The sequence below is a fragment of the Halomonas sp. EF61 genome (genome assembly GCF_040147045.1).
GTDB classification, from domain to species: Bacteria; Pseudomonadota; Gammaproteobacteria; order Pseudomonadales; family Halomonadaceae; genus Halomonas; species Halomonas litopenaei.
Map to the genome: position 1 here is coordinate 527807 of NZ_JAMSHM010000004.1, position 24650 is coordinate 552456.

Annotated in this window: 21 protein-coding genes; 10 read left to right on the plus strand and 11 right to left on the minus strand. The window is 63.5% G+C overall.

Annotated elements, in window-relative coordinates:
* Position 1: 1 nt before the first annotated feature.
* The 4 genes from NFI08_RS21845 (at position 2) to nhaC (ending at position 5786) form a co-directional block, all read left to right on the plus strand.
* Entirely contained in the window at positions 2–1579 is a 1578-nt protein-coding gene (locus NFI08_RS21845) for an aldehyde dehydrogenase (NADP(+)) (RefSeq protein ID WP_349591466.1), read from the plus strand.
* Between the two features lie 108 nt (positions 1580–1687).
* On the plus strand, positions 1688–2359 hold the full coding sequence (locus tag NFI08_RS21850) for a GntR family transcriptional regulator (protein WP_045992547.1): 672 nt from the start codon (positions 1688–1690) through the stop codon (positions 2357–2359).
* A 614-nt stretch (positions 2360–2973) separates the two neighbouring features.
* Positions 2974–4293, plus strand: coding sequence for an NAD(P)/FAD-dependent oxidoreductase (locus tag NFI08_RS21855; RefSeq protein ID WP_306169302.1), 1320 nt, complete (start codon positions 2974–2976; stop codon positions 4291–4293).
* Between the two features lie 56 nt (positions 4294–4349).
* The gene (gene nhaC, locus NFI08_RS21860; RefSeq protein ID WP_349591467.1) at positions 4350–5786 is read left to right on the plus strand and encodes a Na+/H+ antiporter NhaC; all 1437 of its coding nucleotides are present in this window, start codon (positions 4350–4352) and stop codon (positions 5784–5786) included.
* A gap of 239 nt (positions 5787–6025) precedes the next feature.
* On the opposite strand, the gene NFI08_RS21865 is transcribed toward nhaC, so the two are convergent.
* Positions 6026–6733: a FadR/GntR family transcriptional regulator gene (locus NFI08_RS21865; protein WP_349591468.1), complete on the minus strand. Its 708-nt coding sequence runs from the start codon at positions 6731–6733 to the stop codon at positions 6026–6028.
* A 245-nt stretch (positions 6734–6978) separates the two neighbouring features.
* Between NFI08_RS21865 and NFI08_RS21870 the strand changes: the two genes are divergently transcribed.
* The 5 genes from NFI08_RS21870 to NFI08_RS21890 all read left to right on the plus strand — a co-directional run bounded on the left by NFI08_RS21870 (position 6979) and on the right by NFI08_RS21890 (position 12186).
* Positions 6979–7971, plus strand: a complete 993-nt coding sequence (locus tag NFI08_RS21870) for an asparaginase (RefSeq protein WP_349591469.1) — start codon at positions 6979–6981, stop codon at positions 7969–7971.
* A 103-nt stretch (positions 7972–8074) separates the two neighbouring features.
* Entirely contained in the window at positions 8075–9070 is a 996-nt protein-coding gene (locus NFI08_RS21875) for a DctP family TRAP transporter solute-binding subunit (protein ID WP_197037161.1), read from the plus strand.
* A gap of 12 nt (positions 9071–9082) precedes the next feature.
* Positions 9083–9604 (plus strand): TRAP transporter small permease, encoded by a 522-nt coding sequence (locus tag NFI08_RS21880; RefSeq protein WP_045992541.1) that lies wholly within the window; start codon positions 9083–9085, stop codon positions 9602–9604.
* A 13-nt stretch (positions 9605–9617) separates the two neighbouring features.
* Complete coding sequence (locus NFI08_RS21885; protein WP_045992540.1) at positions 9618–10892, plus strand: TRAP transporter large permease; 1275 nt, start codon at positions 9618–9620, stop codon at positions 10890–10892.
* A gap of 10 nt (positions 10893–10902) precedes the next feature.
* Positions 10903–12186 (plus strand): M20 family metallo-hydrolase, encoded by a 1284-nt coding sequence (locus NFI08_RS21890; protein ID WP_349591470.1) that lies wholly within the window; start codon positions 10903–10905, stop codon positions 12184–12186.
* A 6-nt stretch (positions 12187–12192) separates the two neighbouring features.
* Here the strand turns inward: NFI08_RS21890 and NFI08_RS21895 are convergent, their stop codons facing one another.
* From NFI08_RS21895 to hutC, 8 genes are all read right to left on the minus strand, one after another.
* Positions 12193–12747, minus strand: a complete 555-nt coding sequence (locus tag NFI08_RS21895; RefSeq protein WP_349591471.1) for a hypothetical protein — start codon at positions 12745–12747, stop codon at positions 12193–12195.
* 142 nt (positions 12748–12889) lie between these two features.
* Positions 12890–13696 carry an SDR family NAD(P)-dependent oxidoreductase gene (locus NFI08_RS21900; protein WP_349591472.1) on the minus strand — a complete coding sequence of 269 codons (807 nt, stop codon included), beginning with the start codon at positions 13694–13696 and terminating at the stop codon, positions 12890–12892.
* 278 nt (positions 13697–13974) lie between these two features.
* Positions 13975–15342 carry a YjiH family protein gene (locus NFI08_RS21905; RefSeq protein WP_349591473.1) on the minus strand — a complete coding sequence of 456 codons (1368 nt, stop codon included), beginning with the start codon at positions 15340–15342 and terminating at the stop codon, positions 13975–13977.
* Between the two features lie 147 nt (positions 15343–15489).
* The gene (locus NFI08_RS21910) at positions 15490–16452 is read right to left on the minus strand and encodes an electron transfer flavoprotein subunit alpha/FixB family protein (RefSeq protein ID WP_349591474.1); all 963 of its coding nucleotides are present in this window, start codon (positions 16450–16452) and stop codon (positions 15490–15492) included.
* Positions 16449–17201: an electron transfer flavoprotein subunit beta/FixA family protein gene (locus NFI08_RS21915; RefSeq protein WP_349591475.1), complete on the minus strand. Its 753-nt coding sequence runs from the start codon at positions 17199–17201 to the stop codon at positions 16449–16451. The genes NFI08_RS21910 and NFI08_RS21915 overlap by 4 nt, the downstream gene beginning before the upstream one ends.
* Positions 17202–17224: 23 nt before the next feature.
* Positions 17225–18358 carry an acyl-CoA dehydrogenase family protein gene (locus tag NFI08_RS21920; protein ID WP_349591476.1) on the minus strand — a complete coding sequence of 378 codons (1134 nt, stop codon included), beginning with the start codon at positions 18356–18358 and terminating at the stop codon, positions 17225–17227.
* Entirely contained in the window at positions 18355–19497 is a 1143-nt protein-coding gene (locus NFI08_RS21925) for a CaiB/BaiF CoA transferase family protein (RefSeq protein WP_349591477.1), read from the minus strand. Before NFI08_RS21925 ends, NFI08_RS21920 begins: the two co-directional genes overlap by 4 nt.
* Before the next feature lie 575 nt (positions 19498–20072).
* Positions 20073–20780: a histidine utilization transcriptional repressor HutC gene (hutC, locus tag NFI08_RS21930; RefSeq protein WP_108133693.1), complete on the minus strand. Its 708-nt coding sequence runs from the start codon at positions 20778–20780 to the stop codon at positions 20073–20075.
* A 192-nt stretch (positions 20781–20972) separates the two neighbouring features.
* Here hutC and NFI08_RS21935 point away from each other — a divergent pair, with 192 nt between their 5' ends.
* Positions 20973–21986: a zinc-binding alcohol dehydrogenase family protein gene (locus NFI08_RS21935; RefSeq protein WP_349591478.1), complete on the plus strand. Its 1014-nt coding sequence runs from the start codon at positions 20973–20975 to the stop codon at positions 21984–21986.
* A 158-nt stretch (positions 21987–22144) separates the two neighbouring features.
* Here NFI08_RS21935 and nspC read toward each other — a convergent pair whose 3' ends face one another.
* Together nspC and NFI08_RS21945 are read right to left on the minus strand one after the other, a co-directional pair.
* Positions 22145–23320: a carboxynorspermidine decarboxylase gene (gene nspC / locus NFI08_RS21940; protein WP_349591479.1), complete on the minus strand. Its 1176-nt coding sequence runs from the start codon at positions 23318–23320 to the stop codon at positions 22145–22147.
* A 3-nt stretch (positions 23321–23323) separates the two neighbouring features.
* A complete protein-coding gene (locus NFI08_RS21945) occupies positions 23324–24544 on the minus strand; it encodes a saccharopine dehydrogenase family protein (protein WP_045992530.1) in 1221 nt (406 codons plus the stop codon).
* Positions 24545–24650: the final 106 nt, after the last annotated feature.

Below are 24650 nucleotides of genomic sequence, written 5' to 3' on the forward strand. Positions count from 1 at the left end.
AATGACACTGGAAGGCAAGATGCTGATCGGACAGGACGCCGTGACTGGCAGCCAGGCGCCGATCCACGCCATCGACCCCGCCACCGGCAAGCGCCTGGAGCCGGCCTACCCGGGCGGCAGCCAGGCCGAGGTGGAGCGCGCCTGCGCCCTGGCAGAGGCCGCCTTCGATGACTACCGCGAAACCACGCTCGAGACACGCGCCCGTTTTCTCGAGACCATCGCATCGGAAATCGAGGCACTCGGCGATGCGCTGATCGAGCGCGCCATGCAGGAAACCGGCCTGCCCCAGGCCCGCCTTGCCGGAGAGCGCGGACGCACCTGCGGACAACTCAGACTGTTTGCCGACACCGTACGCGCGGGCGAATGGCTCGACGTTCGCATCGACCCTGCCCAGCCACAACGCCAGCCCATGCCCCGTGCCGACCTGCGTCAGCGTCAGATCGCCCTGGGGCCTGTCGCGGTGTTCGGTGCCAGCAACTTTCCGCTGGCCTTCTCGGTGGCCGGCGGCGACACCGCTTCGGCCCTGGCCGCTGGCTGCCCGGTGGTGGTCAAGGCTCACTCGGCCCACCCCGGCACGTCGGAGCTGGTCGGCCGCGCAGTACAACGGGCGGTGGCCCGGTGCGAGCTGCCCGAAGGCGTGTTTTCGCTGATCTTCGGCTCCGGCCGCGTGGTAGGCCAGGCGCTGGTCGAGGACCGCCGAATCAAGGCAGCCGGCTTCACCGGCTCTCGCTCTGGCGGCATGGCCCTGTGGCAAAGCGCCCAGCGCCGACCGGACCCCATCCCCTTCTACGCAGAGATGAGCTCGATCAACCCGGTGTTCCTGCTGCCCGAGGCGCTCAAGGCCCGCGGCAAGGACCTCGGCGAGGCCTTTGTCGGCTCACTGACCATGGGCGCCGGACAGTTCTGCACCAACCCGGGGCTGGTGATCGCGGTCAAGGGCGAGGCCCTGGACGCCTTCATCGAGTCGGCCGCCGAAGCCGTCAAGGCCGCGGGCGCCCAGACCATGCTGACCCCGGGCATCCATGACGCCTACACCCAGGGCGTAGAGACCCTTGGCGACAGCGACAAGGTCCGAGAAATCGCACGTGGGCCGCAAGGCGAAGGTGTCAATCAGTGTCAGGCGGGTCTGTTCGTGGCCACGGCCAGTGACTTTCTCGGCGACGAAGCACTACAGGGCGAGGTATTCGGTTCGACGTCCCTGGTCCTGGAGTGTGCCGACATAAGTGAGGTCAAGGCGCTGGCCGAAGGTCTCGAGGGCCAGCTGACCGCCACCCTGCAGATGGACGACGGCGATACCGAGACGGCCCGCGGCCTGCTTTCGATCCTCGAACGCCGGGCCGGACGTATCTTGGTCAACGGCTGGCCAACCGGGGTCGAGGTATGCCATGCCATGGTGCATGGTGGCCCTTTCCCCGCCACCTCCGACGCCCGTACCACCTCGGTGGGCAGCGCCGCGATCCAGCGCTTCCTGCGCCCGGTGTGCTATCAGGATCTGCCCGAAGCGCTGTTGCCCCAGGCACTGCGCGACGACAACCCCTGGGCCCTTGGCCGCCTCATCGACGGCAAGCGCGAGGCCTGAATCAGGTCCCTTGCCCAGGCGGCGGCCCCTGGGGCCGCCGCCTGCCCATGGACATTCATCGCGGTTTGTATACAGTGTGCAATAACATCCGATGGGCAGAGAGAGGCTATGGCGACTTTCAAGACACGCGCACAGTTCGTCGCGGATGACCTGCGCAGGCGTATCCTGGGCGGAGAGTTCCAGGGGGGAACCCAGCTGCGCCAGGATGCCCTGGCAAAGGACTATGACGTCAGCCGTATTCCCGTGCGCGAAGCCCTGCTGACCCTGGAGTCCGAAGGGCTGGTCGAGTTCCATGCCCACCGCGGTGCCTTTACCACCGAACTGTCGGTCGCCAAGATTCGCGAACTGTTCGACCTGCGAGTATTGCTCGAGACCTACGTCCTGCGCCATGCCATCAGCGAGTTGACGGAAGACGACCTGCTCAAGGCAGAGCGCATCCTCGAGAAGTACGACGATGCCCTGAACAGCGGCGGCGAGATCGACAACTGGAGCGAGTACAATTTCGCCTTCCACCAGGCCCTCTATGCACCGGCCAGGTTGCCCGAAACCCTGGCGTTGATCAGTCAGCTCAACACCAAGTCGGATCGCTACATCCGCATGCAACTGCTCTACACCCAGGAGATCGAAAAGGCCGAGCGCGAACACCATGGGCTGCTCGACTTCGCCCGCCAGGGCAAGGCCGACGAGGCCTGCGAATTGCTCCAGCGCCATATTCAGGAAGCCTGTGAAGGCATCGTGACCCTGCTCGAAGAACGCGCCCAGCGCGGCGACGCCGACTGAAGCGCCATCCCTCCCCTTGTGCTTACCCTGTCGGCGCCTTGCGGGCGCCGACTCGCTAGAACCCTGGCGTCGCCGCAGCCCCCTGAACGTCCGCGGATGAGCTGCCCGCTTTCACTATCGTCGCCCTTGGCCTGCCAGGGGCGTTATCGCCCCCGTCGGCGCCAGCCGCCTGTCATCAAGGTTCCCCCCTGCGCTGGCTTGTTCAAGGCCCTGCCCTGAACGCACCGTCCTGACGCTCCATCCCCTTGGCACGTTTTCAGCGCTCCGAACACGGCGCATTCCTTTGCGCTCCAACCCCAGCGCGGCTTTCTCGGCGCCCCGAACCCGGCGCGGATTTCCAGACGCCCCGAACCCGGCGCGTTCCTTTGCGCTCCGACCCCAGCACAGCTTTCTCGGCGCCCCGAACACGGCGCGGTTTTTCATGCGCCCCGAACACGGCGCATTCCTTTGCGCTCCGGCCCCAGCACGTCGTTCATGCGCTCCCCCTCAGTGTATCGCCCATCCAGACCGTCCAGCGGATAACGCCAACGTTGAATATCGCCGCTATTGATCCGAAAGGGCACCTATCTTATATTTTATACAATCGACAAAGACAAACGCTGCAGAGGCAAACCATGGGTTCACCCGGCTCGCGACAAGACCGCCAACCCGGCGACACGCGCATTACCGTGATCGGTGCTGGCGTCATCGGCCTCGCCTGCGCACTCGAGCTGCGCCGCCAGGGCTTTTCGGTGCAGGTACTGGATCGTCAGGCTCCCGGCATGGGGGCGTCATACGGCAACGCCGGGCACATGGCCACCGAACAGGTCTTTCCCATCGCCGACGCCTCGATCCTGACGCAGCTTCCCGCCATGCTGCGTGATCCGATGGGGCCACTGCGACTGGACTGGCGCTACCTGCCCCGCGCCCTGCCCTGGTTCACTCGTCTGTTGCTGAACCTGCGCTCAGCCCCCTACGCCAACAGCGTGGCCGGGATTCGCGCCCTCAACGAGGCCAGCCTGGACGCCTGGCGCAAGCTGCTCGATTCGATCGATGGCCGCCATCTGATGAAGGAGGACGGCTCGCTGCTGGTCTATGAGCAGGACCAATCAAAGCCCCAGACCGACCAGCTGGCCGCCGCCATGTCGGCCCAGGGGGTAGCCCTCGAATCCTGGTCGGGAGACGCCATACGCGAGCTCGCGCCGTCCCTCTCGGCCAAGCTCCGTGGTGGCCTATTCTTCCCCGCCACCGCTCATGTGGTCGACCCCGCCGCCATCACCGCTGCCCTGGTCGACGCCGCCCGCCAGGAAGGCGTTACCTTCGCCACGGCAGAGGTACGCGCTGCCCGTGTCCATGGCCAGGGCGTCAGCCTCCAGACCGATTCTGGGGCGCTGGACTGTGAACGGGTACTGCTGGCCTGCGGCGCCCACTCGGCCCGCCTGGCCGCAGACCTCAGCGGTCGCCGTGTGCCACTGGATACCGAGCGTGGCTATCACCTGATGCTGCCGGCAGAGCGGCACCGATTGCCGGTGGCGGTCACCTCGCTGGAGCGCCGCTTCATCATGACGCCGATGAGTGACGGCCTGCGCCTGGCCGGCACTGTCGAATTCGCCGGCCTCAAGCGCCCCCCCAACATGGCCCGCGCCTGGCAGCTCCACCGCCTGAGCCAGGGTCTGTTCGAGCACGACCTGGACAGCACCGATGCCAAGCCCTGGATGGGCTTTCGCCCTTCCCTTCCCGATTCGCTGCCGATCATCGACAGCGCCCGGGACGGCCGCGTGCTGCTGGCCTTCGGGCACCACCACCTGGGACTGACCCAGGCCGCTGTTACGGCACAGCTTGTCGCCCGCCTGGCGACGGGGCGGACGGTCCCAGCGACCGGATCCGGCCCGGTGTCACTCCCGCCACTATCGCCACTCCCGCCACTGTCGCCCTATCGGCTCGAGCGCTTCTGAGCATGACCGCTCGGCCCCTGCACCGCAGAACCCACAACAACACCAAAGGAGATCCCATGACGTCGTCTTCCACCCCCATCCGCCTACCCGGCATGGCCGAGGTTCTGGCCGTCATGATCGGCTTCATCGCCATCATGTTCTTGAGCATCAATGTCCTTGGCCTGCCCATCCAGCTTTCCCTATTCGCCTCCTGGTTTCTGGTCATGGCGCTGGGCGTCAGGCTCAAGATCCGCTACGCCAGCATGCAGGAAGGACTGATCAACGGCATTCACAACGGCATGGAAGCCGTGCTGGTGCTGACCACCGTCGGCGCCCTGATCGGCACCTGGATCGCCGGTGGCATCGTGCCGAGCATCATCTACTACGGTCTGACGGTGATGGACCCGCAGATCTTCCTGTTCGCCGCCTTCATCATCTGTGCCCTCACCTCGCTGGCCACTGGTACCTCATTCGGTACCGCAGGCACCGCCGGTGTCGCCATGATGGGCATCGGCCACAGCTTCGGCATCCCGCTGCCGCTGGTCGCCGGCGCGGTGATCTCCGGTGCCTACGTCGGCGACAAGATGTCGCCGCTGTCCGATACCACCGTGATGACCGCCTCGCTGTGCAAGGTCAACCTGATCGACCATATCCGCTCGATGATGCTGGTCAGTGCACCGGCAATCCTGATCGCCGGCGTGCTGTTTCTGGTGGTCGGCTTCTTCTTTATCGACGGCAACGTCGACACCTCCCGTGCCACCGTCGCCATGCAGGCGCTGGAGACCCACTTCACCATCAGTCCCTGGCTGTTGCTGCCGGCGGTGATCGTGATCGGCCTGCTGACGCGCCGATTCCCCGCCATCCCGGTAATCACCTTCGGCGCCGTGCTGGGCAGCATCTGCGCCTGGTGGGCCCAGGACGTGTCTCCGGTCGATGCCATTCGCATCGCCTATGACGGCAACGCCATGGCCTCGGATGTGGAATTCCTCAATACACTGCTCAATCGCGGCGGCATCCAGTCGATGCTCGGCGTGGTGGCACTGATCCTTTTCGCCCTGGGCCTCGGTGGCCTGATGGACCGGGTCGGCATCCTCAAGGCGATCAGCAACGGCTTCCTGCGCTGGGCCAACAACCCGGGCCGGCTGACCCTGTCGACCATGCTCGGTGGCTTCTTCGGCAACTTCTTCGGGGGCGCCGCCTACGTCTCGCTGATCACAGCCAGCACCATCACCGAGAAGAACTACGATGATCAGGGCATCGATCGTCGGGTACTGTCGCGCAACGCCGAAGCCGGTGGCACCGTGACCACCCCGATGGTGCCCTGGACCGATGGCGGCGTCTTCATGGCCACCACCCTCGGCGTATCCACCATGGCCTACCTGCCCTTCCTCTGGTATCACATGCTGGTCATCGCCATCTCGCTGTTCTACGGCTACGCCAATATCGCCATCTGGCGCACGACGTCGTCCGCCGAGAAAGCGACCACCTCCAGCGGCGAATTTCAGACCACCTGAGCCGTCACCAACAGCAGGCAACCAAAAGCCCCCGCTCGCCTTCACGGTGAGCGGGGGCTTTATCTTGTAGCGGGGCTGGGCAGGCGCGCGCCAGGCTCGTCCCCGGTCGAGGCATCCAGGTCTGGTTCGTGCAGGACGCTTCCTGCCTGGCCTTCTGCTCACTGCGGCGTGTCAGCAACGGCCGCGCGGGTGTCGACGCTGGTCCAGGCATCCTGCAAGCCGAGGACGCCGAACGTCGATCAGCGGCCTTCTGTACCTTCCAGATAGGTCAGGGTGGTTTCCCAGCTTTGGCTACTGACCTCAATCGCGGCCCTGACGGCCGTCTCGTCGCCCGCTTGGAAAGCCGTGTAGATCGCCTTGTGGTCCTTCAGCGCCACCTCAGGCAAGGTCTGCATCGACGTCTCGAGGCCGGCCTCGACCAGTTGAATCAGCGTCTCGCCGACACGAATCGTCATGGGGTTGTGGGTGGCGGCCAGGATCGCGCGATGAAAGGCCGTGTCGTGGCAAGCGGTCTGCTCGTCATTGGCAATGGCTGCCTCGAGCGCGTCAATGGCAGCGCCAATCACCTCATGATCCTCGGGCGTGGCATTGTCCATCGCCTGCAGCGTATAGGCGGGTTCAAACATCTTGCGAAACTCCAGAACGTCACGGGTCATGCCTCTGGCCAGGATCATGCCAAATGCCATCGGATCGACCAGCGGCTCTCCGGGCTCCTTGCGAATCAGCGTCCCCTGCCCCCGCTTGACCTCTACGATGCCGATCGCCTGCAGCATCTTGATCGCCTCGCGCACACTGGACTTGCCGATTCCCAGGCTATGGGTCAATTCCGTCTCCGAAGGCAGATAGTCTCCTGGCTTGAGCTCACCGGCGATCAGCGCCGTCTTGATGCGCTCGAGCAGCTGCACCGCGACCGACTGGCGGTCGATTGAACTCCCGAAGAGATCCATTGGCTTTATCCTTGTTGATGCGTTTCGAACTTGGCGTGGCGCGGCTGGGTAACACGTCAAAAGCGGTCAGCGACAGAAAATATCCAACCAATCTGCGCATCGACACAAGACGGCCGCGACGAAAATCTATTTTTATCGGTTTTATCATTACTTTTTGAGCGCCAGGACTTGCCTGGACAGCAAACTTGAGTCTAGCATGATGACAGACATCTGATGTCTTATGACAACAACAACGAGACGCGAACATGTCCTCCCTACCCCGTATTCTGGTGATGACCACCGGAGGCACCATTGCCAGTGCCCTGGATAGCTCCGGGCGCAGTCTGTCCGGTGCGCTCCCAGGCGACGCCTTGCTGGCAAACGTTGCGCTACCCGAAGCGCTCCGCGCTCGCGTCGACGTGGTTTCGGTCCTGCAAAAGCCAAGCAACGCCATCAGCCGCGCCGACCTTGTAGCGTTGCACCAGCGTTGCCTGGACGCCATGGCCGACCCAGGCGTGCAAGGCATCGTGATTACCCACGGCACCGATACCCTGGAAGACACGGCGTTCTTCCTCGATCTGACCCTGCCGTCGCACAAGCCTGTCGTGGTGACTGGCTCCCAGCGACCGCCACACCAGGCCGGGACGGACGCTTTCATCAATCTGGCCGACGCCATCCGGGTGGCCGCCGACGAGCAGGCACGTGGACTGGGCACACTGGTCGTGTTCAACCAGTCGTTGTTCGCGGCTCGGCAGGTACGCAAGGTCTCGACCTATCAGCTGGACGGCTTTGCCGCGCCTGCCGCTGGCCCCGTTGGCCGAGTGGATGGAGAGAACGTCCACCTGGTGCAGCGCCCCGTCGATCACCAGGTCTTCGAGTTGCCCTTGCAGGCACAACTTCCTCGCGTCGACATCGTTCCCGCTTACCTCGACGCCAGCCCCGCACTGCTCGAATGCGCCATCGACAACGGCGCCGCCGGCATCGTCATCGACGCCCTGGGTAGAGGCCATGTCCCTCCCGACTGGATGCCGGCTGTTCGTGATGCCAGCTCGCAAGGACTTCCTGTACTGGTCACGAGCAGTTGCCTGTCAGGCCCGCTCCACCAGAGCTACGAATTCTCGGGAAGCCTTGTCGATCTGTGTCAGGCAGGCGCACTGCCGGTCAGCGGGATTGGCGCACGCAAGGCGCGAATTGCCCTGTCGATATTGCTGGCCAGCGACACTCCACTGGCGGCAACACTCGATGCACTGGCTCGCTGAATCGAAGCACCAGGTCTTACTCAGCCATCCCCGATGGTGCTCCACCATTTTCATCGCGTTGTACCGACCACAACAACAACCACGACAAAAAAAGGAACCATCCATGAAAATGTCCCTGAAGCTGGCCCTGCCCCTGGCCATCGCCGCAGCCTCCATCTCCGGCCAGAGCCTGGCCGCCGACTACACCTTTTCCTTTGCCCATGTGTTGATTGAAGACACGCCCAATGGCAAGGCCGCCCTCGCCTTCAAGAAGGAGGTCGAGGAGAACTCCGACGGCCGTATCAGCATCAACGTGCTGCCCGCCGCCCAGGTCGGTGGCGATGTCGAAATCATCGAACAGATCCAGATGGGGCTGGTGGATATCGGCATCCCCCCCACCGCAACCCTGGGCAACTTCGAACCCCGCCTGCAGATTCTTGACCTGCCTTTCCTGATCTCGACCTACGATGACATGGAAGCGGTGCTTGATGGCGACGTGGGACGGGAAATCCTCGATACCCTCGAAGATGATGGCATGCATGCCTTCAACTTCTGGGGCGCGGGTTTTCGCCATATGACGAATAACGTGCGTGCCATCGAGTCCCCCGAAGACCTCGACGCCATTCGCATGCGCACCATGCAGGCCCCGATCATCATCTCGACCTACGAGAACTATGGCGCAAACGCGACTGCGATGGCGTTCACCGAGGTCTACAACGGCTTGCAGCAAGGCGTGGTAGAAGGACAGGAAAACCCGCTGGCCAATATCTACACCATGCGCTTCCACGAGGTTCAGGACTACCTGTCACTGACCAGCCATGCCTACCACGCCTACGCCGCCGTCATGAACAAGGATGCCTGGGAATCCCTGCCCGAAGACCTCCAACAGGTCATGCTCGAAGCCTTCGACAACGGTCGCGATGCCTCACGCCAGATGACGCTCGAGGACGAGGAAGTGATCATGTCCGAAATCAAGGACGAGATCGCCATCAACGAAATCAGCGATGAGGCTCGCCAAGCCTTTGTTGAGGCCAGCATGCCGGTACACAAGGACTACGAAGACGTGGTGACGCCGGAACTGCTGCACAAGGTCTACGACGTCGTCGGTATCGAATACTAAGAGAGAGCTCCGATGATCAAGACGCTGAATGCAGCGATTGATCGCCTGGAGAGCGTTTCGATGGTCGCGTTCATGTCGATCGCGACCGTCATTACGGCGGTTCAGGTGGTTTATCGTTATGGCTTCAACAGCTCACTGTTCTGGGCCGAGGAAGTTGTCATCTATTCCATCATCTGCATGAGCTTCGTCGGTGCCAGCATGGGGGTGCGACACGGCGCTCATATCTCGGTCGATGTGCTCAATGCCATCGCCTCGCCCAGGGTCAATCGCCTGTTGCATCTGGTCTCGGCGGTACTCGGCATCATCTTCGCCGGATTCATGGTCTTCTACGGGTTCCAGCTATTCGGAAAGACCATGGATCGCGGACAGCTGACGGCAGCCCTGAGACTGCCGATGGCATGGTTCTACCTGCCGATCGGTATCTCGGGAGTGCTGCTGATCATCCGTTACCTTGGACTCTTGCAGACGATGTGGTCGAGCCCCCCCATGAGCCACGCTGAACAACTCGCCGCAGAGGCAGACAAGCTCGTCTAACCAGGAGACTCCCATGATTACGGCGCTTCTGCCAATCTTCTTCGCGGTGTTATTGCTCGGTCTACCGATATTCGCCGCACTCTCACTCGCCGTTTTTGTCGCCATTGAGCTGTTCGGCTCGACCAGTGCGCTGATTGTTCCCATGCGCATGTTCACGGGCATGAACAACTTCTCGCTGATGGCCATCCCCTTCTTTATTCTAGCTGCCGAATTGATGCGTATCGGCGGGCTGTCCGACCGCCTGATCAACCTGGCCAAGGCACTGGTGGGCTGGGTTCCCGGAGGACTCGCAGCGGCCACCGTGCTGTCATGCCTGTTCTTTGGCTCCATCTCAGGTTCCAGCCCAGCCACCGTGGTGGCCATCGGCACCATCATGTTTCCCGCCCTGGTCGCGGCAGGCTACAACCGGCTTTTCGCCATTGGCCTGATCGCCACAGCCGGCACCCTTGGCCCGATCGTGCCCCCCAGTATCGCCTTGATCATCTATGGTTCGGTGACCGGCACCTCGGTGGGTCAGCTATTCGCGGCGGGGTTGCTGCCGGCCATCCTGATCGCCTCTCTGTTGATCGGCTACTGCATGGTCTACGCCAGCCTCAAGGGATATGCGCGTGCGCCGATTCCCTCTTTGGGCGAGATCCTGCGTGCCTTCAAGGCGGCAGCCTGGGGCCTGGGGCTCCCCTTTATTCTGCTGGGCGGCATCTACAGCGGCGTCTTCACCCCCACGGAGTCGGCGGCGGTGGCCTGCGTCTACGGACTCTTCATCGGCATGGTCGTGTATCGCACCATTGGTCCCCGGGAGCTGGTCGCCACCCTGAGAAGCTCTGGCTTGACCTCTGCAACCTTGCTGCTGATCACTGCCGGCGCCTCTGCCTTCTCATGGCTGCTGGCGATCACCGGTACGCCAACCCAGCTGGCCAGTCAGGTGCTATCACTGACCGACGATCCCATTCAGGTCATGGCGCTGTTCAATGTGGTGATGATCGTCGCAGGCTTCTTCCTCGACAGTGCCTCGGCCATCATCGTGCTGTCCCCTCTCCTTCAGCCTATCGCCGAGCAGGTCGGCGTCGACCCCGTGCATTTTGGCGTGATCACCCTGATCAACTTCTCGGTGGGCATGATCACGCCCCCGGTCGGGCTGAATCTTTTCGTGGCCATGTCCATCTCGAAAATGTCACTGCAGGAAGTGTTCAAGGCGTGCCTGCCCTTCATCGCCATGATGCTGCTGGCGTTGATTGTCATCAGCTATGTTCCCTGGTTCAGCACCTGGCTGCCCTCACTCATCTATTGAGACGAGCACAATGCAACAGCACAGCACATTAGGGCGAGAGGTCGATATCGATCGCTTCTGGCAGGACGTTCAGACCCAGGCGCGCATCGGCGCGCTACCCGAAGGCGGCCTCGGCCGCCTGGCACTGGACGAAAGCGACATCGAGGCACGTCTGTGGCTGATCGAACAGGCCGCCTCTCTCGGCGCGAGCGCCTTCCACGACCCCATCGGCAACCTCTACCTGCGCCGAGAGGGGCGCTCCCCGGAGCTCCCGCCGCTGTTGATCGGCAGCCATATGGACAGTCAGCCTCGAGGGGGAATCTACGACGGGGCGCTGGGCGTCATCGCAGGCCTCGCCGTGCTGCGCACACTGCACGAACAGGACATCACGCTCGAGTGCCCTGTCGAAGTGGTGAGCTGGACCAACGAGGAAGGCGCCCGTTTCGCCCCGGGAACACCGGGGTCTGCATGGTTCGCGGGGGTTAGAGACATCGCGGCGATCATGGCGTCACGCGATGATGCCGGAGTGTCATTCGAACAAGCCCTGGCCCCTTGTCTAGAGGCCATGGAAGCCCGGGGGTCGACCAAGCGAGAAACCCCCTTTTCACCATCGGCCTACCTGGAGCTGCATATCGAGCAAGGTCCCGTACTGGATGCAGGCCAACTCCCCGCCTGTGTGGTCGTTGGTATTCAGGGTGTCAACTGGTACCGCTTTCGCCTCCAGGGACGTGCCAACCACGCCGGCACAACGCCCATGGATATGAGACGAGACGCAGTGATGGGGGCACATGCCCTGATCAGGGAGCTGGAGAACTGCGTCAACCGACGGGGCTCGCAGGTACGTTTCACCATCGGCAAGTTCAGTGTGGCACCAGACTCGATCAATACCATCGCCGACGAGGTCAGCTTCACGGTCGATCTGCGCCACCCCGATGGCTCAGTACTGGCAGCCATCGACGACGATTTTGCCGCCCTGGCAGCGACTCACTGGCAGGGTTGTCCGGCCACGCTGGAACGATTGTCCTCGATCGCACCGGTCACCTTCGATTCGGCCATCCTGGCATCACTTGAACAGAAGCTTGAGACGTACGCCACCAAAGCCCCCCGACTGGTGTCTGGCGCCTTTCATGACGCCATCCATCTGGCCAACCTGTGCCCTGCTGCGATGCTGTTCGTCGCCTGTCGGGACGGCATCAGTCATCACCCGGACGAACATGTCGAGAAGGACGATGCCGCAGTGGCCGTTCGAGCCCTCACCGACACCGTACTGGCGCTTGCGGCAACGGACGACAGTGGTCCCGCAACGCCAGGCTAGGACGGTTCAGGCATCGATGATCGCTTCTGCTGCGTCCTGATCAGAGTCCTTCGCTGACGGACAGGTATCAACGATAATGTCGGTTCCGGCGAAGGCCCCTTCCCAGGAATAGGTCAGGGTCCCCTGATATCCCGCCGTGCCCTCGCAGAAACGAATATCGAAGTCGGCAATATGCTGCTCGACGTATAGCCTGATCTCCTCCGAGCTGAAGCCTCCGGGATCTTCTTTGTGGTTCAGGAAATAGGCAGTCCCCGTGCCACCAAATAGCGTGAACCAGCCTCCGTCGGTGTACTCGTAAAAGCGCAGGGAATAGGGCGTCGTTCGGTATGCGTCCTCGTTGCCGATAAACTCCGCCTTCATCCTTTCCAAGGCTTTCTGGCGAACGCTCCGGTGCAGCGCCTGCTGGTCGCTGACCGGGTGCCTTACCAGATAGAGATTGGGGTAGACCCTCGACGGTACAAAGGTCATTTCCGAGAAAACTTCGGTGTATACCCCTCTTGCTGCCAGTAAAAGTCCCGACACCGCCAGACCACCGAAAATCCAGAGTCTCGTCCTTTTCATTCAGCCATCACCTCAAGCGCCAGCAGTCACCTGTTCTTTTACTTCTGTGGGTCCGCTCTGGTCCATACATCGGCGCGCAACGCCTCGACAGGGAGGACTTTCAGTTGCTCGCGGCCGCTGGGCGGATGCGGCGCGCTACGCGCTAGACCAGCCGCTCGAGCAGCTCTTCCATGGCCTCGACCAGGTGACGGCAACGGGCGTCATCCATCGCGTGGGCATGGGGAGACGAAAAGCCCTTGCCGTCGTTGTCGTAATACTGGCCGCCGGCGTTGTCGAACTCCTCGGACAGCGCCGCCCGGACCAGGATGTCGACGCCGATCGACAGGTCGTTGCCAGCCACCCCGAAGCCTTCCTTGACCATCTTGCTGGCAAGAAGCGAGCCTGGGTTGACCGCCACCACCATGGGATCACCGGCACTGGACCTGGCGGCCAGGTAGCGGGTCCACATGATCAGCGCCAGCTTGCTCTGGGCGTAGGCGTCGAAGTCACCATCGGCGTCGGCGGTGCCGGCAAGCGCCGCCAGCGACACCGGCGCCTGGGCGGCAGAAGCCAGATTGACCACCCGCCCCTTGTCTCCGAGCAAAGCCGCCAGGCGACGGGCCAGCACATAGGGCGCCAGGGTATTGACGGCAAATCGCACATCGAGGCCGTCTGCGGTACGGGTGTCCGGGGTGCGGTAGACCCCGGCGTTGTTGATCAGCACGTCGATGCGCTCATCGCTCTGCTCAATCTCCGCCGCCAGCGCCGCCGCTTCGGCCAGGCGTGACAGGTCGGCGACATGCCCTGCGGGCACCTCGCCTTGCGATACAGTTGCAAGCTGCTCACGGGCCGCCGCGAGCTTGTCGGGGTTGCGTCCATGCAGGATGACGCGATGGCCCTGGCGCGCCAGCTCGCTGGCGGTGGCAAGGCCAATCCCATCGGTGGACCCGGTGATCAGTATCGTCTTCATGGCAATCTCCTGGCGGCGCCGGTCACCGGATAACGGTGCGGCGACATGTTTTCCCCCATGCTAGTGCAGCCCTGTGCCGACGATAAGCCGGCAAGCACCGCAATCAGTTTTCGGTTTTCTTGCAAAGCCATCGCCTGCACCACGCCGGCAGCCTCGCCTATCCCGACCCTGTCGCCACGGCTACGCCTTGCGCCCGACACAAAAAAAGGCGCTGCCGACGGAGGACGGAAGCGCCAATGGGCGATGCAAAGAGACGAGGCCTAGGCTTTGGTCAAGCCTTAGAACAGCAGGTGGGTCGCCAGCGCCACCATGGGCATGGCCACCAGGGTGCGCAGCAGGAATACCACGACCAGGTCACGCACCGTCAGCGGGATGTCCGACTCCAGCATGGCGTTGGCACTCTCGGTGAAGAAGATGATCTGCACCGACGACAGGGTGCACACGAAGAACACCGCCATGGGGTCGACGTCGGCGCCGGAGATGATGATCGCCGGCAGCGCGATCTCGGCGATCGACACCAGCACGGTGGGGGCAATGGCACCGGCATCCGGCAACTGAAGCGCAGAGATCAACGGCTCCACCAGCACGCCCAGGTAGTCGAATACCGGGGTGTAGGTCGCCAGCAGCAGCGCCAGGGTGGCGATGGCCAGGATGTAGGCGACGATCTTCTGGGCAAAGGTGATGGCCTCCCAGAAGCCCTTGTAGAACACATCGAGCCGAGTCTGGGAGGCGCGCTCGGCGGCGGCGCCACAGGCCCGGGCCAGGATGTGTCCATCACTGGAAACCTCAAGATCCTGGGCTGTCTGGGTGTTGCCCTGATGGTAGACGTCGAGCTTGCGCGACAACGGCGGAATCCTGACCATCAGCGCCGCCAGGGTGAAGTTGATGATGAAGGAGACGATGATCATGTGCGGCAGGTAGGCCATGATGCCGCCGATGGACGCCAGCAGGGCGAAGAAGCCCAGGCTGCAGATACTGAAGTTGGTGGCAATGCTGGCCGACTCCCGCTGGGTATAGTGGCCTTCCAGATAGAGCTTGTTGGTGATGAAGATGCCCACCGCCGGGGCGGCGACAAAGGAGGCAACCGCGTCCACTGCAGACTTGCCCGGCAGACGATAGAGCGGACGCATCAAGGGCTCCATCAGGGTGCCGACAAATTCCAGGAAGCCGAACTCGGTCAGAAACAGCACAAACAGGCCGGCGATGGCCACGGTCAGAAAGACGCTGCCCCCCAGATACAGCGCCAGCCCACCGACATCCTTGTGCAGCAGCCAGTCGGGCCCGATCTGGAACACCAGCATGAAGGTGAACACCGCCGCCAGCAGGAAGGTCAGCCCGGTCATCGTGCCATCCTTCTCATGGTAGGCGGCGACGGCTCGGCGCCATGGAGAAGACGCCCCGGAGGAAGCCACCAGGCGTGACAGCAGCCAGGTCACACACAACAGGGCGACCAGACCAAGCGTCAGATACTCGAGGGCCCCGCCGAGCGAAGACTTCAGATAGTCGATGATGATCACCAGCGGGATCTTCAGCGAGCCATCTGCCGTCGGGAAGGGGAAAAAGAAGATGCAAAGGCCAATCAGGCTGCCGACCAGCGAGGTCACGCCAGCGCTGCGTGGAGGGGCTGCCACCTTGGGATTGTTCATGTTGTGTCTCCAGTGGGGCTTGCGATGAGCACCGCCCGCAGGGGCGATGCTCGGTGGTGCCGGCGCCGTCATCGGCGCCCGCGGGATGGATGATATTCAGGGGTTGAATGGCCAGCGCCGTTAAGCACGGAGCTGTGGCCAGCCGCGTCAGCGCTCGGCCAGTACCTGGTCCAGCTCGGGCAGTGCCTGGAACAGGTCCGCGACAAGACCGTAGTCGGCGACCTGAAAGATCGGCGCCTCCTCGTCCTTGTTGATGGCGACGATGACCTTCGAGTCCTTCATCCCCGCCAGGTGTTGGATGGCGCCGCTGATACCCACCGCGATATACAGCTCCGGCGCGACCACCTTGCCGGTCTGCCCCACCTGCAGGTCGTTGGCCACGAAGCCGGCGTCCACCGCCGCCCGCGACGCTCCGATGGCGCCGCCAAGGGTATCGGCGATACCTTCGAGCAGGGCAAAGTTGTCACCGCTGCCCATGCCGCGACCGCCGGAGATGACCACCCTGGCAGCGCCCAGCTCCGGGCGCTCGCTCACCGCCCGGGTCTCGCCGACAAAGTGCGAGTGCTGATTGACGATGGCGATGTCGACGGACTCGATGGGTGCTGCGCTTGAGGCCTCGGCCACCGCCTCGAAGGCGGTGAGCCGCACGGTGATGACCTTGACCGGGTCCAGGCTCTGTACTGTGGCGATGGCGTTGCCGGCGTATATCGGCCGCTTGAAGGTATCGGCGGACTCTACCGCGATGACCTCGGAGAGCTGGGCGACATCCGCAAGCGCCGCTACCCGCGGCAGCACGTTCTTGCCGCTGGTCGATGCCGCCGCCAGCACGTGGGTGTAGTCCCCGACCAGCGCCGCCACCAGATCTCCCATGGGCTCGGCCAGTTGATGGGCAAGGCTCGCCTGATCGGCCAACCGCACCCGGCTGACGCCCTCAAGCCTCGCCACCGCCTCGGCGATACCCGCGACGCCCTCACCGGCTACCAGCACGTCGATATCGACGTCACTTGGGTCCGCTGCGGTCTGTGCGATCTGCCGGGCGGCGGCCACCACCCGCGCGGTGGCCTCGCCGAGCTGTCCTTTGTGATGTTCCCCCACGACCAGAATCTTCATGCGATCACCTTGGCGTCGTTCTTGAGCTTGTCCACGAGTTCGGCCACCGAGGCCACCTTGATCCCGCCCTGCCGCTCGGGCGGCGGCTCGACCGCCTTGAGCCTGAGCCGAGGGCTGACGTCGACGCCCAAGGCGTCGGGCGTGGTCACGGCCAGGGGCTTCTTCTTGGCCTTCATGATGTCCGGCAGCTTGGCGTAGCGAGGCTCGTTGAGGCGCAGATCGGTGGTGATGACCGCCGGCAGCGCCAGCGACAGGGTCTCGAGGCCGCCGTCGATCTCGCGGGTGACCTTGATCTGGCCCTGCTCTACCTCCAGGGCGGAAGCGAAGGTGCCCTGGGGCATGCCGCCGAGGGCGGCCAGCATCTGGCCGGTCTGATTGTTGTCACTGTCGATGGCCTGCTTACCGAGCAGCACCAGCTCCGGCTGCTCCTGCTCGACGACCGCCTTGAGCAGGTGCGCCACCGCCAGCGATTCCAGCGCGACCTCGGTGTCGATGTGCAGGGCACGGTCGGCGCCGAGGGCCAGCGCAGTGCGCAACTGCTCCTGCACCGCCTTCGGCCCGGCACTGACCACCAGTACCTCACTGGCAAGGCCGGCCTCCTTGAGGCGAACCGCTTGCTCCACGGCGATTTCACAGAACGGGTTGAGGGCCATCTTGACGTTGGTGAGGTCAACGCCGGAGTGGTCCGGCTTGACCCGGATCTTGACGTTGTGATCAATGACGCGCTTGACCGCGACAAGGATTTTCATGGGCTATCTCCCTTGCTCGGCGGTCAGGCGGTGATGGCACGGCCGATGATGATCTTCTGGATCTCCGAGGTGCCCTCGAAGATGCGTGTGATGCGGGCGTCACGGTAGTAGCGCTCGATCGGCAGGTCGGAGATGTAGCCGTAGCCACCATGCACCTGCACCGCGGCGTCGGTGACCTTGGCCGCCGCCTCGGAGGCCACCAGCTTGGCCACCGCCGACTCCAGGCTGAAACGCTGGCCGGAGTCCCGCGCGTCCGCCGCCTTGTAGGTCACCAGCTTGGCGGCCTCGAGCTGGGCGTGCATCTCGGCCAGCATCCACTGGATGCCCTGGTGCCGGCACAGCGGCTTGCCACCGACGATGCGTTCCTTTGACCAGGCCAGCGACGCATCTCGAGCGGCCCGCGAGATACCGACGCTCATCGCCGCCACCTCGACCCGGCCGCGATCCAGCACCTCCATGGCGGTGGCGAATCCGGCCCCCTCCTCGCCCATCAGCGCATCCAATGGCAGCACGCAGTCGAAGCCGATCTCGTAGATGTGGCTACCGCGCAGGCCCAGGGTCTTCTCGGGACTCGAGAACTCGATGCCGGCGGTGTGGCGGTCGACCAGAAAGGCAGAGATGCCGCGGTGGCCCTGATCGGGGTCGGTCTTGGCGTAGACCACCAGGAAGTCGGCGAAGGCGCCGTTGGTGATGTAGTGCTTGGTGCCGGTCAGGTGCCAGCCGTCGCTGGTGCGTACCGCCCGGGTGCGCATCTCGGCGGGATTGGAGCCGGCCCCGGGTTCGGTCAGGGCGAAGGCGCCCAGCTTCTCGCCGCTGGCACACTGGGGAAGCAGCGCCTGCTTCTGATCCTCGGTGGCACCGATCAGCACCGAGTCGGTGGCCAGAAAGTGAGCGGTCAGCGATGAACAGGTGGCCGCGCAGTGGTAGGCGATCTCTTCCACAGCCAGCGACATGGCGATGCTCGAGATCTCCACACCGCCATACTGCTCGGGCAGGTTCATGCCCCAGAAGCCCAGCTCGCCCAGGGCGTCGAGGCTCTCGCGGCAGAACTCCCGCGTTTCGTCGTAGCGCGCCGCATTGGTCTTGAGCACCTCAGCGCAGACGCGGTGAGCGGCGTCCTGGAAGGCGATGTCATCTTCATTGAAGGTAAAGTTCATGCGTCGATCTCCTTGTCGAGGTGCTGTGATTCGAGACAGGCGTTGTGTTGGCCAAGCGTCGGCGCGGGGCGATCGCAGACGACCCGTCGGCCATTGAAGAACACCGGTTGAGCCGGCGAGCGCCAGTGCCCCATATCGAGCAGCAGCTGGCGGTCTTCGGCATGCCGGGATTCGGCAAGCTGGGCGATGTTCCAGATCGGAGACGCCGGCACTCCCGCCTGATCGAGACGCGCGCAGACCTCCTCCACGGTGAACTGGCCGGTCCAGTCTTCGATCAGCGACTTGAGTTCGGCGTGGTGGAGACAGCGCTGCTCGTCGTCGACGAAGCGCGCATCCTCGGCGAGCTCTAGCGCCTGCATGCACTCGGCCAGGCGAGAAAAAAGCGTGTTGTTGATCACCGCGATGATTACCTGGCCATCGTTGGCCTCGAAGCTGTCGAAGGGTGCCGACAGCGGATGGCGGTTGCCGATAGGAGAAGGCGCCAGGCCGCTGGCGACGAACTGCGCCAGGTTGGTGACCTGCATCGAGAACAGGCAATCGAGCATGGACACATCCAGATGACAGCCCTGGCGCTCGGGGTCACGTTCACGGGCGAACAACGCCGCTGCGATCGACCAGCTGGCGAACATTCCGGCGCACACATCGCCCAGCGACTCGCCGATGCGGGTCGGCATGCCGCCATCGGGACCGGTGGCCGCCATCATGCCCGACAGCGCCTGGGCGATGATGTCGTAGGCCGGCTTGGCGCGCATGGCACCGCTCTGACCGAAGCCGGAGATCGAGCAGTAGATGAGACGGGGGTAGCGCGCACGCAGCGTCGCCTCGTCGATTCCCAGGCGCTCGGTCACCCCGGGCCGGAAGTTCTCCACCACCACGTCGGCGCGCTCGCAAAGCCGATGAAAGCGCTCCAGGTCCTGGGGGTCCTTGAGATTCAGACACAGGCTCTTCTTGCCACGATTGAGCATCGAGAAGTACAGGCTTTCGCCCTCGACGTAAGGCGCAATATGACGGCTGTCATCGCCCTGCCCCGACTCGACCTTGACCACTTCGGCGCCCAGGTCGGCCAGCATGGCGGTGCAGTAGGGCCCGGCGAGCACCCGGGACAGGTCGAGGACGGTGATCCCCTTGAGTGGTTGCATAGCGTCTTGCCTCCGGTCTTGTTGTTGGCAGTGACATCGAGCGCTGACGGCCGCTCAATATGTATATACATATTTATCGCTAAAGTGGCCGGCTTTCCACCCAGACATTCTTGCCAAAAATCTCAGAACGAAATTTATTTATTGTTTTATAAACACTTTCCATCAAAAGAGACTTTAGGATTATCGACCAAGGTCTAATGATAAATGGTGACACCAGACGCTTGCAGCACAAATTGGTATATACATCTAGCGTCATCGACGGCCCGCACCGATGTCGAGGGAGTCCGCGGCACGACACCCTGAAGCCCGCCGGGAACCCGAGAGATGGTCATCGAGGGCAACGTCAGGGAGGGGGGGAGAACGACGGGCGCCAAGCGTTCGTCAGCGCTGCCAGTAGAGAGATAGCAGGGTGATAGGAGGGAGTTCGGCGAGAGAGCTTGCCGGGGGAGATCACTGAGAGAGGGAGGTGAAAACGCGAGCGCTGCATGACACCAAGCCACAGCCGTCGCCACCCTCACAGCAAAGACCTGCGAAGGAAGCCGTCCCAACAGCGGCGGCGATGCGTCAGGGGAGCTTCAGGTATTGCGGGAGGCGTTCAGCTTGTAGCGCTTGCCGGGATGCAGAAGCTGGGTGTAGCTGATCAACAGCTCTCCTGACCAGGTACGCCGCACCACCAGCAGGCAGGCATCGCTGGGAGACATCTCCAGCAGCGCCGCTTCCTCGTCACTTGGCAGCATCGCCTCGACGCTGTTCTCGACATCGGTGACCGGATAACGCGCCACCAGGATGGCGTTGGGCGTCTGGCGCTCGAAGTCCTGCTGCAGGTAGTCCGGCGCCAGCTTCGGGTTGACGTGGCGTCGCTCGAGCTGGATCGCCACGCCATTTTCCCGATGCACGATCTCGGAGTAGAACACCCGGGTCCCGGTCCTCACCCCCAGAAAGACGGCGACCTCTTCGGATGCGGCCACCTCCTTCAACGCGATGATCTGGCTTGAGTGCTCGCCGCCTCGCAGGCGGATCTCGTCGGCGATATTGCGGATGTCGAACAGCGACGATTCAGACTTGCGCTGACTGACGAAGGTACCGGACCCCACCCGGCGCACCAGCAAGCCCTTCTGTACCAGATCGCGTATGGCCTTGTTGGCGGTCATGCGGCTGACCCCAAACTGGGTGGCCAGCGCATTCTCGGCAGGGATTCGATCACCGGCGACGTAGGCCCCGCTCTCGATCTCGGACAGCAGATATTCCTTTATTCTTGCGTAGCTGGGCCGCGAGCTTGCCATGCAACGTCCTGTGGGCAATGGGAAACGCCAAGTGTAGCCATGTCCCTGACGCCAAGGAAAGCGAAAACCTGTCGCCACCTGAGCCAGCCATTGTCCGTAAATTCCGAATAGTGTGTTTGGCGGCCGCCGGTGTTTCACGACTCCATAGCACGCTAAGGTGTTGCCATTGATGAACACCTAACGGGAGATCCCATGAAAGCTATCGGTTACCACGCCCCCGGCCCCATCGACCGCGACGACGCCCTGGTCGATCTGACCCTCGACACTCCGGAGGCCAGCGGCTTTGACCTGCTGGTCAAGGTCGAGGCGATTTCGGTCAACCCGGTGGACGTCAAGATTCGCCAGGCCCGCGCACCCGAAGAAGGTCAGCCTGCGGTGATCGGCTGGGACGCGGTCGGCGAGGTGGTCGCCGTCGGTGACCAGGCCTCACGCTTCGCCGTGGGCGACCAGGTCTGGTACGCCGGCGATATCTCCCGCCCGGGCACCAACAGCGAGTACCACCTGGTCGACGAGCGCATCGTCGGGCATGCGCCTCGCTCCATCCCCACCGCCCAGGCAGCGGCGCTGCCGCTCACCACCCTGACCGCCTTCGAGATGCTGTTCGATCGCCTGCGGGTGCTTGATCCGGTCCCCGGTGCCGCCCGTGCGGTGCTGGTGATCGGCGGTGCCGGCGGCGTGGGTTCCATCACCATCCAGCTGTTACGTGCCTTGACCGACCTGCAGATCATCGCCACCGCCTCGCGCCCGGAGACCCAGGCCTGGGTGAAGGAACTCGGCGCCCACCATGTGATCGACCACAGCCAACCGCTGCCCGAGCAGGTCGAGGCGCTGGGCCTGGGTGCGCCCGCCTTCGTGTTCTCGACCAACTATTCGGAGCACTATGCCCCCCAGGTGGCCGAGTTGATCGCCCCCCAGGGCCGCTTCGGGCTGATCGATGACCCAGAGACGCTGAACATCACCCCGTTCAAGCCCAAGGCGGTGTCGATCCACTGGGAGCTGATGTTTACCCGCGCGCTCTTCACCACCGACGACATCGCCCGCCAGGGCGAGATCCTCGACAAGGTGGCGGGGCTGATCGACACGGGACGGATTCGCTCCACCGCCACTGACAGCTACGGCACCATCAACGCCGACAACCTCAAGCGCGCCCATGCGCTGATCGAGAGCGGCAAGGCCAAGGGCAAGATCGTGCTCGAAGGTTTTTAAGGCGCAGACGAAAAGACGCCCGCCCCGCTCGGCACTGCCGAACGGGGCGGGCGTCTTGCGCATCGCAGACGGTCCGATCGAATCGAAACCACGATCAGCGTCAGTCGAGCTCCAGAACCTCGGACTCGAACCTCGGCCTCGCACCTTCCACCCTGCGGTCAGGACAGGCGTTCGCGGAAGTCCTGATAGCCGAACTCGCGGATCACCCTGAGCTCACCGGTCTCTGAGTTCCACACCGCAATGGCCGGCAGGCGCGTGCCATTGAAGGTGGTGGTCTTGACCATGGTGTAGTGGGACATATCCTTGAAGATCAGCTTCTGGCCGATCTCAAGCGGCTCGGGAAAGCTGTAATCGCCGATCACGTCCCCGGCCAGACAGGTCAGCCCGCCCAGTCGGTAGGTGTGCGGGTACTCGCCTGGCTCCCCCGCCCCCAGCAGACCAGGGCGATAGGGCATCTCCAGCACGTCCGGCATATGGCAGGTGGCCGAGGTGTCGAGGATCGCCTGGTTCAGCGCATTGAAGCTCGTGTCCAGCACCGTGGTCACCAGCACCCCGGAACCGATGGCGATGGCCTCGCCGGGCTCCAGGTAGACCTGCACCTGGTGACGCTCGGCGAAGTCACGCACGCAGCGGATCAGGTCGTCACGCTGGTAGTCGGGACGGGTGATATGGTGGCCACCGCCGAAGTTGACCCACTGCATGCGCCCGAGCAGATGGCCGAAGCGCTCTTCCACCGCCGCCAGGGTACGCTCGAGCGGCGGGAAGTCATGCTCGCACAGGGTATGGAAGTGCAGGCCGCTGATGCCGTCGAGGCTCTGCTCGTCGAGCTCGGACAACGGGATACCGAGCCGCGACCCCGGTGCGCAGGGATCGTAGATCGGCACATCGCCCTCGGAGTGCTCCGGATTGATGCGCAGCCCGAAGCGCAGCCCCGGACGACGCGCCAGCGCCTCGCGCACCAGCGGCTGGGCCCTACACCACTGGGCCGAGCTGTTGAACACCACATGGTCGGCGATCTTGAGGATCTCGGCCAGATCGTCGTCGCTGTAGGCGGCGCCGAAGACGTGGACCTCGCCACCATAGTGCTCACGCCCGAGCTGCGCCTCGTGCAGGCCGCTGGCGCAGGTGCCGCTCAAGTAGCGCGACACCATCGGCGCGAAGTGCCACATGCTGAAGGCCTTGAGCGCCGACAGCACCTTGGCACCGCTGGCCTCGGCGACCTCGGCGAGGATCGCCAGGTTGCGCTCCACCGCCACCTCGTCGACGACGTAGCAGGGTGACGGCAGCGCTTCGGCGTCCAGCCGCGTGATATCCGTGAACTGAAGGATCTCCACGCCTTAGAGGTCCTCGCCCTTCTGCACGTCCAGACGGAACGACGGATCCAGCTCGATGACCTTCCACGGCAGACCGTACTCGTTCATGTCGGCCATGAACGGATCGGGATCGCACTGCTCCATGTTCCACACGCCCGGGCGCTTCCAATGGCCTTCGAGGATCATCTTGGCGCCGATCATCGCCGGCACGCCGGTGGTGTAGGAGATCGCCTGGGACTTCACCTCGGCGTAGCAGTCCTGGTGGTCGCAGATGTTGTACAGGTACATGACCTTTTCCTGGCCATCCTTCTTGCCGCGCACCACGGTGCCGATGCAGGTCTTGCCCTTGGTGCGCGGGCCCAGAGTGGAGGGGTCGGGCAGCAGGCTGGCCAGGAACTGGATCGGCACGATCTGCTGGCCGTTGTACTCCACCGGCTCGATGCCGGTCATGCCGACATTCTTCAGCACCTCCAGATGCTTGAGGTAGCTGTCGCCGAAGCTCATCCAGAACTGGGCGCGCTTGAGGCTCGGGAAGTGCTTGGACAGCGACTCCAGCTCCTCGTGGTAGAGGCGGTAGATGTTGTAGTCACCGACCTCTTCGGGGCAGCTGAAACGCGCCATCTTGGACATCGGCGGCGTGGTGACGAACTCGCCATCTTCATAGTGGCGGCAGTCCGCGCTGACCTCCCGGATGTTGATCTCCGGATTGAAGTTGGTGGCGAAGGGGTAACCATGATCGCCGCCGTTGACGTCGATGATGTCCAGCTCCTCGATCTCGTCGAAGTAGTGCTTGGCGAGATAGGCGGTGAACATGTTGGTGGCGCCCGGATCGAAGCCGCTGCCGAGCAGCGCGGTCAGGCCGGCCTGCTTGAAGCGATCCTGGTAGGCCCACTGCCACTTGTACTCGAACTTGGCGGTATCCAGCGGCTCGTAGTTGGCGGTGTCGAGGTAGTGCACGCCGGCGGCCAGGCAGGCATCCATGATGCTCAGGTCCTGGTAGGGCAGCGCCACGTTGATGACCAGCTCCGGCTTCTCGGCTTCGAGCAGGGCGGTCAGCTCGGCGACGTTGTCGGCGTCGACCTGGGCTGTGCGAATCGGGCGCGGCAACTGCTCGGCGATGGCCTTGCACTTGGACTCGGTGCGACTGGCCAACAGGATATCGGTAAACACCGATTCAAGCTGCGCACACTTGTGAGCGACGACACTGCCCACACCGCCGGCACCGATGATGATCACTTTTGACATAACAATACGCTCCCGCCTGAGTACAACGACCCGTCAAGATGGATAGGCCCGGTCGAGGTGAGCCGAATCGCGACCCACGAGGCTCGTCCACCCGACGAGCCCCCTA